The organism is Tabrizicola sp. M-4 (assembly GCF_051132405.1).
In the GTDB taxonomy this organism is placed as follows: Bacteria; Pseudomonadota; Alphaproteobacteria; order Rhodobacterales; family Rhodobacteraceae; genus Paragemmobacter.
In genome coordinates, this window is the sequence record NZ_CP128606.1 from 2,075,532 (window position 1) to 2,088,188 (window position 12,657).

The 12,657-nt window shown below is 68.4% G+C and carries 12 protein-coding genes; 1 reads left to right on the forward strand and 11 read right to left on the reverse strand.

Annotation, left to right across the window (positions count from 1 at the left end; translation table 11 throughout):
• Positions 1–47 precede the first annotated feature (47 nt).
• From TabM4_RS10065 to guaB, 9 genes are all read right to left on the reverse strand, one after another.
• Positions 48–1,229 carry a phage major capsid protein gene (locus tag TabM4_RS10065; protein ID WP_434611912.1) on the reverse strand — a complete coding sequence of 394 codons (1,182 nt, stop codon included), beginning with the start codon at positions 1,227–1,229 and terminating at the stop codon, positions 48–50.
• Positions 1,230–1,259: 30 nt separating this feature from the next.
• On the reverse strand, positions 1,260–1,778 hold the full coding sequence (locus tag TabM4_RS10070; protein WP_434611913.1) for an HK97 family phage prohead protease: 519 nt from the start codon (positions 1,776–1,778) through the stop codon (positions 1,260–1,262).
• Positions 1,779–1,783: 5 nt separating this feature from the next.
• Positions 1,784–2,026, reverse strand: a complete 243-nt coding sequence (locus tag TabM4_RS10075) for a GTA head formation protein, RCAP_rcc01685 family (protein ID WP_434611914.1) — start codon at positions 2,024–2,026, stop codon at positions 1,784–1,786.
• Positions 2,023–3,192, reverse strand: a complete 1,170-nt coding sequence (locus TabM4_RS10080) for a phage portal protein (protein WP_434611916.1) — start codon at positions 3,190–3,192, stop codon at positions 2,023–2,025. The genes TabM4_RS10075 and TabM4_RS10080 overlap by 4 nt, the downstream gene beginning before the upstream one ends.
• A gap of 65 nt (positions 3,193–3,257) precedes the next feature.
• Positions 3,258–4,613 carry a DNA-packaging protein gene (locus tag TabM4_RS10085; protein ID WP_434611917.1) on the reverse strand — a complete coding sequence of 452 codons (1,356 nt, stop codon included), beginning with the start codon at positions 4,611–4,613 and terminating at the stop codon, positions 3,258–3,260.
• Positions 4,549–4,878, reverse strand: coding sequence for a hypothetical protein (locus TabM4_RS10090; protein WP_434611919.1), 330 nt, complete (start codon positions 4,876–4,878; stop codon positions 4,549–4,551). Before TabM4_RS10090 ends, TabM4_RS10085 begins: the two co-directional genes overlap by 65 nt.
• 184 nt (positions 4,879–5,062) lie before the next feature.
• Positions 5,063–6,238: an endolytic transglycosylase MltG gene (gene mltG, locus TabM4_RS10095; protein ID WP_434611920.1), complete on the reverse strand. Its 1,176-nt coding sequence runs from the start codon at positions 6,236–6,238 to the stop codon at positions 5,063–5,065.
• The gene (gene fabF / locus TabM4_RS10100) at positions 6,238–7,500 is read right to left on the reverse strand and encodes a beta-ketoacyl-ACP synthase II (protein ID WP_434611921.1); all 1,263 of its coding nucleotides are present in this window, start codon (positions 7,498–7,500) and stop codon (positions 6,238–6,240) included. Before fabF ends, mltG begins: the two co-directional genes overlap by 1 nt.
• Positions 7,501–8,233: 733 nt before the next feature.
• Positions 8,234–9,682, reverse strand: coding sequence for an IMP dehydrogenase (guaB, locus tag TabM4_RS10105; RefSeq protein ID WP_434611923.1), 1,449 nt, complete (start codon positions 9,680–9,682; stop codon positions 8,234–8,236).
• A gap of 142 nt (positions 9,683–9,824) precedes the next feature.
• Here guaB and TabM4_RS10110 point away from each other — a divergent pair, with 142 nt between their 5' ends.
• Positions 9,825–10,535, forward strand: coding sequence for a type 1 glutamine amidotransferase (locus tag TabM4_RS10110; RefSeq protein WP_434611924.1), 711 nt, complete (start codon positions 9,825–9,827; stop codon positions 10,533–10,535).
• 84 nt (positions 10,536–10,619) lie between these two features.
• Here the strand turns inward: TabM4_RS10110 and TabM4_RS10115 are convergent, their stop codons facing one another.
• Together TabM4_RS10115 and TabM4_RS10120 are read right to left on the reverse strand one after the other, a co-directional pair.
• Positions 10,620–11,612, reverse strand: a complete 993-nt coding sequence (locus tag TabM4_RS10115; RefSeq protein ID WP_434611926.1) for a tellurium resistance protein — start codon at positions 11,610–11,612, stop codon at positions 10,620–10,622.
• Positions 11,613–11,807: 195 nt separating this feature from the next.
• Positions 11,808–12,599, reverse strand: coding sequence for a phytanoyl-CoA dioxygenase family protein (locus TabM4_RS10120; protein WP_434611927.1), 792 nt, complete (start codon positions 12,597–12,599; stop codon positions 11,808–11,810).
• Between the last annotated feature and the right edge of the window lie 58 nt (positions 12,600–12,657).

Here is a 12,657-nt window from a genome sequence, read left to right on the forward strand (position 1 = left end):
CACCTGCACCAAGGGGCCGGGACCTTCCGGCCCCGGCCCTGCCTCACTCACGACACCGCAAACCGCAAAAGCTTGATCGCCGCGTAATCCGTCACATCGCCCCCCACGCGCTTGGACGCATAGAACAGCACATGCGGCTTGGCGCTGAACGGATCGCGCAGGATGCGCAGGTCGGGCCGCTCCGCGATGGTGTAGCCCGCGCGGAAATCGCCGAAGGCAATCGCATGCGCCCCCGCCGCGATGTCCGGCATGTCCTCGCAGATCAGCACCGCATAGCCCATCAGCCGCGCCGGTTCCCCCGCTGCCAGCCCGTCAGACCACAGGAAGCGCCCATCCGCATCCTTCATCTTCCGCACCGCGCCCGCCGTCTTGGAATTCATCACGAAGGACGCATTGGCGCGATACTCCGCCCCCAGCGCATAGACGAGGTTGATGATGCAATCCGCCGGATGGACCGCCGCGAAATCCGACGCCGCCCCCGACGGCACATAGCCAAGGCTGCCCCAGGCCCAGGAGGCATTCGCCACCTTCGGCGCGGTCAGAAAGCCCTTCGGCTTGTCCACCCCGTCGCCGCTGACGAAAGCCGCCGATTCCGCCCGCAGGAACCGCGTCGCGATCTTGCCCGCCAGCCAGCCCTCCACGTCGAAGGCGCTGTCATCCAGCAGACGCTGGCTCGCCTTGGGCATGGCCGAAAGCTCGTGCAGCGGGATCGACACCCGCTCCAGCACCGGCGTCCCCGTCTCGGCCGCGGCCCCCGTCTCCGTGGCCCAGCCCGACCCGACCTCGGACCGGTCCACCAGCACGTCGAAACTCGCCGCCTCCACCTGCACGACCTGCGCGATGGCGCGGATCGAGGCCGTCGACACCAGCACCGACTTCACCGCCTCCGCCGTCTGCGGATCGACCAGATAGCCACCATCCGCCGCAACGGCGGTGGTCATCGCCTTGCCCTCCGGCACGATCCCCCGCAACCCGTCATCATCCCCCGTCCGCAGATAGGCCGCAAAGGCCTTGCGATGGGGCACCCCCACCTCCGCCGCCGCCGCAAGGGGCGGGCGCCCATAGCCACCCATCTTCCGTTCCAGCATCGCCACGCGCTCCTGCCCTTCCTTCACCAAAATCTTCACCTCGCCCTGAAAGGCCCTGACTTCGCTCACGAAATCCGCCAGCGCCGCCTTCACTTCCATAGCCGCCTCCGCCCCGCCGGGGGCCTCCCCGGCAGTCTCCATCCAGTCCATCCGTTTCCCTCCGAAAGGCGCCTAGCGCGCCGCCAACCCGGCCCGCGCCGCCCGCAGCGCCGCCGCCAGTTCCCCCGCCGCCCCTTTCACCGCCACCCGCGCCGCGGGCAACATCGGAAAGGTGACCAGCGACACTTCCCACAATTCCACCTCGGCCAGCAGCCGCCGCCCCTTGGGCCCACGCTCCGCCCGCACCGTGCGATAGCCGATGGACAGCCCGTCCAAGGCCCCCGCCGCCAACAAGGCCGCCGCTTCCCGCCCCCTCTCCAGATCGGTCAGCAGCCGCCCCTTCACCCACAACCCCCGCGCATCCTCGCGCACCTCGTCCCACACCCCTATGGGCTGGGCGGGGTCATGCTGCCACAGCATCCGCACCCGCCCGCCCGCCGCCGCCATCCGCGCCAGCGACGCCTTGTAGGCCCCCGGCAACACCACATCGCCGCCCCGGTCCACCACCCCAAACAGCGAGGCATAACCCTCCAGCATCGCCCCCTGCACCGCCAGCGCGCCGCCCAACGGCACGAATTTCCGCTCCAACATGCCCCTCACCTCCCCAAAGCCGCCGCCACCAAAGCCTCCGCCCCCTGCGCCAGCAGGAACCCCGCCGCGCCGAAGACCATCACCCAGATCCGCCGCTCCAACCGCTCCAGCGCCGCCTCGATATGGCCCAGCCGGTAATCCAGCGCCGCCCACCGCTCCTCGCTCACCCGCTCCACCACCTCGATCCGCGCCGCCGCCGCATCGAAACTGTCGAACAGGAACCGCGACCCCGCCCCCTCGCCCCTCATTCCACCAACGGGGGCAGGCCAAGGGCCGCCCGCTTCTCCGCCGCCGTCAGGAAATCCGCCGCCGCCACCCGCGCCCAAGCGGCATCCCGCTCTCCCGCCAAAGCGGGGATCAGGTCCAGATCGGGCCGCATCTCCACGACCTCGCCCATATGCCCCGAAAGCCACTCCGACAAAGCCGCCATCACCCGCGCGGCCAAGGGCAGCACGGTCAAACGATAGAAGGCCCGGTTCGCCTCGGCATAATTCGCATAGGTCGCATCCCCCGGTATCCCCAACAGCATCGGAGGCACCCCGAAAGCCGTGGCGATCTCCCGCGCCGCCGCCTCCTTGGTCTTCTGGAACTCCATGTCGCTGGGCGAAAACCCCATCGGCTTCCAGTCCAACCCCCCTTCCAGCAGCATCGGCCGCCCCGCATTCCGCGCGCCGGTGTGATGCGCCTCCATCTCGCCCACCAGCCGGTCATACTGATCCGGCGTCAGCATCGACTGCCCATCCGCCCCGCGATAGACGATCGCCCCCGAAGGCCGCGCTGCATTTTCCAAAAGTGCCTTCGACCACGCGCTTGCGCTGTTATGCACGTCGATCGCCACCGCCGCCGCCTGCAAGGGCGAGAACCCGTAATGGTCATCCTGGGGGTGGAAACTGCGGATATGGCAGACAGGCCGCACCTCGCCCCCCATGGCAAAGCGATGCACCCGCCCCCCCACCGTATAGTCAAAGGCCACCGGCCACCCGTCCGCCCCCGGCACCACCGCCATCCGGTCCGACCGCAGCACGTGCAATTCCACAGGCAAGGCCCCCTCGCCCGGCACCGCCTCCACATAGGCATTCCCCGACAGCAGCAGATGCCCGTAGATCGCCTCCAGCAATTCCGCCCGCCCCTGCGCCGCATTGGGCCGCGCCAGCAGAACCCCCATCGGATGCGCCTCATAGCGCCGCGCCGCATCCTGCACGACCAAAGGCAAGGCCGCCGCCGCCTCGGCGATCACCCGCACCGCCCGGAACCCCACGGGGTTGCCCATGAACCCCGTCCGCGTCAGGCTCCCCGCATCCCTCGCCGACCATGCCGCGCGCCCCGCCATGCCCCAGACCGCCACGCGCCCCGCCGCACTCGCCTTGCGCTCCACCACCGGCTCTGGCGCCTTCCGCAAAAACCGCAACACCATCCCACGCCCCCTCATCCGCGCAGGGTCATCCCCCGCGCGCCAAACCACCCGAAACCGCGAAAAGATCAGAGCGTCCGCACCTGCGGCCGCCGCCACGCCGCCGCCCGATCCACCATCAACTCGGTCAAGGCCCAGACCAGCGCATCCACCCGGTCCGGCGATCCCTGCCCGACGTAACCGCCCCGCGTCATCATCCCCATCTGCGCCTCCAGCCGCGCCAGCCCCGGCAGATGCGCAACCCGCCCCTGCTCATACAGCGCCGCCACAGGCTCCGCCCGCACGGCCTTGCCCTTGCTCGCATGCACCAATGTCAGCGGAAGGAACGCGTCCTGCTGCCGGATCACCGCCGCCACAAGCTCGCCCCCCATATTCGCCTCGGCCACCATCCGGTCGGCCCCATGACGCCGGAACACCTCCACCGCCCGCGCCGCCCATCCCGCCGCGCCAAGCCCCTGCACCGAGGCATCCTCCAGAACGACCGCCCGCCAGTCCTGCGGCGGCCCCTCCAGCCGCGCCCCCACGACCACGATCCCGCATTCATCCGCCCCCGCGCCGGAACTGGCCGGCGGATCCACCGCCACCACCACGCGCGACAATCCCTCCGCCGACCCGCCCGCCGCCGCCGCGATCATCTCGCGCGACCACAGCGCCCCTTCGGCATCCTCGACCAGCAGCCCCTCCAACTCCTCCATCCCCCGCCGCGTGCCGCCATAGCGCGCCTCCATCTCGGCAAGGAAAGACGCCGCCAGATTGGCCCGGTTCGCCCCCGTCGGCGCATGGCTGACCACAGTCGACGGATGCTTCAGCACCGCCTTCAACACCCCCACGTTGCGCGGCGTCGTCGTCACCACCGCCTGCGGCAGAGGCCCCAGCCGCAATGCGAATTGCAGCATGTCCCACGTCTCCTGCGCCTTTGGCCATTTTGCCATCTCGTCGGCCCAGGCCGCATCGAACTGCGGCCCCCGCAGGCTTTCGGGATCATGCGCCGAAACCACCTGCGCCACCGCGCCATTGGGCCAGATCAACCGCTTCCGCCCCGCCTCCCAGATCGGCCTCCGGTCCGGCGGCGCGCAGGCCAATATCCCGCTATCGCCAAAGACCATCACCTCCCGCACCTGATCCACCGTCTCGCCCACCAGCGCCACGCGCCGCGCGCGGCCCGGATCGGCGGGCCCCGCGCCCTCCACCTGCCCGCGCACCCATTCCGCCCCGGCCCGCGTCTTCCCCGCCCCGCGCCCGCCCATGATCACCCATGTCCGCCACGCCCCGTCCGGCGCGATCTGATGCGGCAGCGCCCAGAATTCGAACAGCCACGGCAGCGCCAGAAAGGCCCCGTCGCTCAACCCCGACAGGAACTCAGTCACCGCCTCCGGCGTCGCGGAGGCGAGCCAGACGGCGCTCGATCTCAACCCGCGCAGCATCGAGGTCGAGAGCCCGCTCTCCCACAACTCCGGCCGTTTCGTTGCGAAGCCTGTCAATTTTCACCCTCTCGTCCAGCAACACGGCCAAGGCCGCCTGAAGGTCGCGCACGGCGCGCAGCGCCCGCTCCGACCCGTCTCCGCCACCATCCCGCAGCCGCACCAGCGCCGCGCCCAGATCCTGCGCCGCCCGGTCGAACACCACCCGCGCATGATCCAGCGCCGCCAATCCCCGCGGATCGGCGCCCCCTTTCCCGTCACCCTGCATCAATCGGCCCGCCCCCTGTCATCCCGAACGGCGGAAAAGGAAAAGCGGCCCCGGGGTCACCCCCGTGCCGCTTGCCTACCTGTCCCATCATGCCCCAAGTCATAGACCGGGGCGCACGCCAAAGTCAAGGAAATTCCGACGCCAGATCAATGGGTTAGCGCACGCCCCGTTAACCTTTCGTCAATCAGTCCTGAACCCCGCCCTCGCCTTCCTGCCCGCGCTGCCGCTCGATCTCGCGCCAGCGCGCGACATTCTCGTTATGCTCGGCCAGCGTCCGCCCGAAGGCATGGCCCCCGGTGCCATCCGCCACGAAATACAGGAAATCGCTGTCCTCCGGATTCAACGCCGCCTCGATCGACAACCGCCCCGGATTGGCGATCGGCGTCGGCGGCAACCCGTCGATGACATAGGTGTTCCACGGCGTCTCGCGCCGCAACTCGCTCTGCCGCAGCCCGCGCCCCAGCACCCCCTCGCCCCGCGTGATGCCATAGATCACTGTCGGGTCGGTCTGCAGCCGCATCCCCTGCTGCAGGCGGTTCACGAAGACGGAAGACACGCGCCGCCGCTCTTCCGGCACGCTGGTCTCCTTCTCGATGATCGAGGCCATGATCAACGCCTCCTCCGGCGTGTCATAGGGCAGGCCCTCCGCCCGGCTGGCCCAAAGCTCGGCCAAGGTCGCCGCCTGCTTCTCGGCCATCGCCGCCAGCAGCGCCGCGCGATCCGCGCCCCGCTCCACCTCATAGCTGTCCGGCGCAAGGGTTCCCTCGGGCGGCACCTCGGCGATCTCGCCCGTCATGAACTCGGCCCGGCGCAGCGCATCCACCACCTGCCAGCTCGTCACCCCCTCGGCCAGCGTCACGCGCCAGCGGATGTCATCGGCCTCCGCCACCTCCAGATACTCCGCAGGCGCCGCCGTCACCGCCGGGTCGAACTTCACCACCTCGACATAGCGGTTCGTCGCCGGGTCAAGCTCGCGCAGCACCACCTCGGCACTCGCCACCGAAATCCGGAAATTCACCTCGCGCCCGCAGGTCGATTGCCCGCCCGCCGTCACCACATCCAAGACCTGCGCCATGCTCTGCCCCGGCAGCACGAGGTAAGAGCCGAACTTCAACGCATCCGCCTTGCCCGAATACTCCGCCCCGATCCGGAAAATGCGGGCGTCACTCACCGCCCCCTGCTCCTCCAGCGCGCGGCTGACCGCCGAAAGCGAATCCCCCCGCTCCACCCGGAAACAGATCGCCTGCTCCAAAGGCCCCGGCCCGGCGAACTGCTCCCGCCCCCAGGCCAGCAGCCCCGCCGCCATCACCAGCAGCACGATGAACAGCGTCAGCGCATTCGAGGCGATGGACCGCCACATCAGCCGGTCACCTTGCCCAGCACAAGGCTCGCATTCGTCCCGCCAAAGCCGAAGGAATTGGAAAGCGCCACGTCGATCTTCCGCTTCACCGCCTTGTTCGGCGCAAGGTCAAGTTTCGGCTGCACCGCCGGATTGTCCAGATTGATCGTCGGCGGCGCCACCTGATCGCGGATCGCCAGCACGCAGAAGATCGCCTCCACGGCGCCCGCCGCCCCCAGAAGATGCCCGATGGAGGACTTGGTCGAGGACATGGTGGCCTTCGCCGCCGCATCCCCCATCAACCGCTCCACCGCGCCCAACTCGATCGTATCCGCCATCGTGCTGGTGCCATGCGCATTGATGTAATCCACCTGATCAGGCGTGATCCCCGCCCGCTTCAACGCGGCCGACATGGACCGGAAGCCACCATCCCCATCCTCGGACGGCGCCGTGATGTGATAGGCGTCCCCCGACAAGCCATAACCCAGCACCTCGGCATAGATCTTCGCCCCGCGCGCCTTGGCATGCTCATATTCCTCGAGCACCACCACGCCCGCGCCTTCCCCCATCACGAACCCGTCGCGATCCGCATCATAGGGACGCGACGCCTTGGTCGGATCATCCGCCCGCTTGGTCGACAGCGCCTTGCAGGCATTGAACCCGGCAATCCCGATTTCCGAAATCGGGCTCTCCGCGCCGCCCGCCACCATCACATCGGCATCCCCCCACTGGATCAACCGCGCCGCATCGCCGATGGCATGCGCCCCGGTGGAACAGGCCGTGACGACGGCATGGTTCGGCCCCTTGAACCCGAAACGGATGGAAACCTGCCCGGAAATGAGGTTGATCAGCGCGCCGGGAATGAAGAAGGGCGAAACCCGTTTCGGCCCCTTCTCCTTGATCAGCACGGCGGTTTCCGCAATCGAGGTCAGCCCCCCGATCCCCGACCCGATCATCACGCCCGTCCGCAGTCGGCCTTCCTCATCCTCCGGCATCCAGCCCGAATCCCGCACCGCCTGCTCGGCGGCGGCCATGCCGTAAAGGATGAAATCATCCACCTTGCGGCGGTCCTTGGGCTCCATCCAGTCATCCGGATTGAAGGTGCCGTCGCTGCCATCGCCGAAGGGGATCTCGCAGGCATATTGCGTGACGACATTCGACGCATCGAAGCGCGTGATCGGCCCCGCGCCGGACTTCCCGGCCAGAAGGCGGCTCCAGGTCTCCTCCACCCCGCAGGCCAGCGGCGTGACCATTCCCAGACCCGTGACAACGACCCGACGCATCCCGCCCCTCCGCTGAAAGCAATGTTCCGCACGGGTGATACACGGGGGGGCCTGCCCGTGCAACACAGCGCCCACGGCAAAGCCCACCCACCCGCGCCTCCCCGCCGGAACATGCCGTCAAGGCCCCCCAATCGCGAACGATTTTTCTGCGAAAAATCCCAACCGGCGCAAAGCGCCGGCGAATTTTCGCAGAAAATTCGTCCCCTCACCCGCCCGCCGCACCTGCCACAATGCCATCCCCGCCACACATACCGCCCTCGCTACTGCGCCAACAGAAGGGCCACCGACCCCACCTTCGCCCGCACTTCCACCCCAGCCGCTCCGAACGATTTTTCTGCGAAAAATCCCAACCGGCGCACAGCGCCGGCGAATTTTCGCAGAAAATTCGTATTCCCCCCGATCCCGAACCAAACACCTCGACCAGACCCACCCTTCAGCATCACCCGGCCGCTCTCCCGCCCTCCCGGCAGGAAAAGGAACCCGCAGCCCCGGCACACCGCCCCTGCCCCCCTATCGCCACGACGTGCCCCCAACCTCCCAACCAAACCTTGCCCGACAACCGGCCAAGCCCCGCCTCCTCCCCCGCATCAACCTTAATGCTGCCCAAACCCAACGCGCGTATGCACAACTTGCGGTACGGCCAGCGGCATACAAAACGGCGCCCCGAAAGGGCGCCGTTGCAAGGGATTAATGTTGCACGCCAAAGCCTTGCCCCTGCGGGCAAGGCCAAAGCTCAGCCGATCCGGTAATTCGGGCTCTCCCGCGTGATCTGCACGTCATGGACATGGCTTTCCTTCAGCCCCGCCCCGGTGATCCGCACGAACTGGCACTTCGTCCGCATCTCCGCCACCGTCGCATTGCCGGTATAGCCCATCGCCGCCCGCAGCCCCCCCACCATCTGGTGGATCACCGCCGCAGCCGAGCCCTTATAGGGCACCTGCCCCTCGATCCCTTCCGGCACCAGCTTGTCCGATGCGGCATCCTTCTGGAAATACCGATCCGCCGACCCCCGCGCCATCGCGCCCAAGGACCCCATCCCGCGATAGGCCTTGAAGCTCCGCCCCTGCCACAGGATCACCTCGCCCGGCGATTCATCCGTCCCGGCAATCGCAGAACCGACCATCGCGCAGGAGGCCCCCGCCGCAATCGCCTTGGCGAAATCGCCCGAATACTTGATCCCGCCATCCGCGATCACCGGCACGTCGCCCGCCGCCCGCGCCGCATCCATGATCGCCGTCAACTGCGGCACGCCGACCCCCGCCACGATCCGCGTCGTGCAGATGGAACCGGGGCCGATCCCCACCTTCACCGCATCCGCCCCCGCCCCGATCAGCGCGCGCGTCGCCTCGCCCGTGGCCACATTCCCGGCCACGACTTGCACGGTGTTCGACAACGTCTTGATCCGCTCCACCGCGCGGGCCACCCCTTCGGAATGCCCATGCGCGGTGTCGATCACCACCATGTCGACGCCCGCATCGATCAACGCCTTCGACCGTTCGAACCCCGCATCCCCCACGGTCGAGGCCGCCGCCACCCGCAGCCGCCCCAGCTCGTCCTTGCAGGCCTGCGGGTTCAGCACGGCCTTTTCTGTGTCCTTCAACGTCAGAAGACCCGTCAGCTTCCCCTGCCCGTCGGTCACCAGAAGCTTCTCGATCCGCCGCGCCTTCATCAGGGAAATCGCCTGATCCCGGTCCACCGGCTCGCGCAGCACGGCCAGATTGTCCGCCGTCATCATCACCGAAACCGGCGTCTTGTCGTCGCTGGCAAAGCGCATGTCGCGGTTCGTCACGATCCCCAGAACGCGCCCCTGCCCGTCCACGACCGGGAAACCGGTGATGTTGTAACGCTCCATCAGGGCCTTGGCATCCGCCAGCGTCTGGTCAGGCGTCAGGGTGATCGGCTTGTAGACCACGCCCGATTCAAACCGCTTCACCCGCCGGACCTCGGTCGCCTGCTGCTCGATGTCCAGATTGCGGTGGATTACCCCGATCCCCCCCGCCTGCGCCATGGCAATCGCCATCCGCGCCTCGGTCACCGTATCCATCGCGCTGGACAGAAGCGGGATGTTCATCCGGATCGACTTGGTCACGAAGGTCGAGGTATCCGCCTCGCTCGGCAAGACGCTCGACGCGGCCGGAACCAGCAGGACATCATCAAAGGTAAGGGCCTCGCGAATCTCCATCACCGTCTCCGTGGAAAGCTTCGTTTGGCGGTTCCCCTTTTCACGCAAGGCAGGCCGATGCAAGGGCAAATCCCGCCGCAAGCACCCTTGCACCCGCCCAGCCCCCGTGCATCCTGCGCCCGCAGCCCAAGGAGCGGTCAGAATGCGCGTCGCCATCGTCGAGAATACAAGGATCACCCATCACGGTCAGGTCGGCATCGCCCTGCACGAACAGGCCGCCAAGATCGACCTCTTCAAGCCGTGGTCCGACAACCGCCTGCCCGACCCGGATGCCTTCGACGCGCTGGTGGTCTTCGGGGGCGAACAATCCGCCCGCGACGATCACAGCCATCCCTACCTCCCCGCCCTCGCCGACCTGATGCGCGGCGCAGGCACGGCGGGCAAGGCGGTGCTTGGCATCTGCCTCGGCTCGCAACTCCTCGCCCGTGGTCTGGGCGCAGAGAACCACCTCGGCACCGCCCCCGAATTCGGCTGGTGCGACGTGACCCTCACCGAGGCGGGCCGCGCCGATCCGGTGCTGTCGCACCTTCCTGCCACCTTCCCCATCTTCCAGTGGCATTCCGACACCTTCACCCTGCCCGAAGGGGTCACCCGCCTCGCCGGGTCATCGGTGGCGCAGAACCAGTGCTTCCGCCTGAACCGCGCGACCTATGCGATGCAGTTCCATTTCGAGGCCTCGCGCGCCGTCGTCGCCGACTGGAACCGCACCTTTCCAGAGGCGGTGGAGCGGAACGCGCCCGGCTGGCTCTCGACCCATCACCCCGAACAGGCCCCCCAGCGCGGCACCGCCGCCGATGCCCACGGCCTCGCCATCGCCCGCGCCTGGGTCAAGCTCATCGAAAGCGGAAACTGACGCAGTTTCCGCGCCGATTTCTGACACAGAAATCGGTCCCCGCGCGATGGCGCCCAAGCGGAATTTGCGTCAAATTCCGCCGCCTCAAACCTCCGCCGCATTCGTCACCGCCGCCAGCCGCCCACTGCCCCAAAGCGTGATCACCCGATAGGCGATCGGCGGCACGATCCCCAGCGCCAGCACGAGGGCTGCCATCCCTGCCAGATCCCAACCCAGCGCGAACAGCGCGCCGGCAAAGGCGGTCAGAGGAAAGGTGAAGGCCGCCCACATCGCCGAAAAGCCCGACACGGTGATCCACCGCCCCGCCGCCACCAGCGCCGCAAAGATCGCCACTGCCCCCGCCAGCGCCACCTGCGCCACCGTCCCATGCCCCAGCCCCGCCGTGATGGTCGCGGCAAAGCACATCGGTGCCAGATGGATCGCCAGCAGGGGCCGCAGCGGCGCGGGCGGTATCCTGCGGAGCAACTGCCACAGGCTCGCCCCCCAGATCGCCAGCGCGGCCAGCCCCGGCCCGATGACCAGCATAAGCGCCAGATCGGGCCAGCCCACGACCGGGGCCGCCAGCCCGCCCACGATGAACCCGACAAAGGTCAGATGCCAGCCGGGGTTCACATCCCGCGCCTCCGGCGGCAGCGCCAACAGCACGCGCAGGGTCACCAGCGTCACCCCCGCATGCGCCAGCAGGGCCGCCACAAGCACCGCCTTGCCCAGCCCTGCCGAAAACGGTGCCACCGCCGCCGCAAGCGCCATGCCCCCCACCGTCGCCGCCGCAATCCCCGTGCGCCCCGGCAGCACCTTCAGATCGTCGAGGATGACCGAAGGCCGCCGCGCCATCTTCGCCAGATAGGCAAAGACCGCATAGGCCCAGAGCATCGCCACCGCTCCCAGCACCAGATCGGCCAGTCCCACCGGCAGCCCCGCCGCCGCCAGCCCCGGCCGCAGCGCAAGGCCAAGCCCGAACAGCCCGAGGATCGCCGGAAAGACGGCGGGCGGCACACGATCGAAACGCCCCGGCCTGCGCGGCGGAAACTGCGGCGGCGGATAGGCTTTCGGGCGCGGATGGGCAGGCTGGGCCATGTCGGATCCTTCGGATGAACGCATGCACCCTAGCGAATGCAAAAGGCACAGGCAAAGCCCGCGCCCCGTGCCAGATCACCGCAGCCACCGCCCGCCGCCCACGTAGGGCGGGGTTCACCCCGCCATCACAGGTTCCCCCCCGCCGCCCATGTAGGGCGGGGTTCACCCCGCCATCCGGCCGGTATGTCCCCTCCCTCAACACAGGAACGGAAACCAATCCTCCCGCAACCGCTGCCCCGCCTGCATCCCATGCCCCGGAAAGGGGGGCGAGGTCGGCCCCGGCCGCTCCACATAGCGCGCGTCATCCCCCACCAGCCGCAGGCTGAACGCCCGCCGCCGCGCCGTCGTCGTGTTGCCCCGCGTCCCGTGCAACGTGCGGTAATGGAAGGCCACGGCATCGCCCGGCTCCATCTCCCATTCGCGGATCTCCATCCCCTCCGCCTCCGGGTCTGGCACGGGCATGTAATCATGGTCCCCCGGATAGAAATTCGTCTCCGCCATCCAGCGCGTCGGCAGCACGTCCTTCGGCCACAAATGGCTCCCCGCCACACAGCGCAAGGACGCCTCCTTCACCGGGTCCAGCGGCACCCAGAAGGAAACCGTCTGCCGCCCCTCCACAAAGTAATAGGGCCCGTCCGTATGCCATGGCGTCGGCTTGTTCGTGCCGGGTTCCTTCACCAGCACATGGTCATGGAAAAGCTGCACCCGCTCCGACCCCATCAACCCCGCCGCCACCTCCGCCACGCCCGACCCGCGGATCGCCCGCTCGAATTCCGGGATGCGCGTCCAGTTGCAATAGTCGTCGAAGAACCGCCCCTTCTCGCCGGGCTTCAACGTTGCCATCACCTGCGGCGAGGGTTCGGCCATGTTCTTCTCCACCCCCGCCCGCAACTCCTCCACCCAATCGGCGAACAGACCCTTCACCAGCACGACGCCGTCGCGCGCATAATCCCCTGCCATCGCCTGCGAAATCGTCACTTTCGCCATCACGCCACCGCCCCCTGTCGGATTCCATCACGTCCCGGTCGACAAATCGCACGCGCCG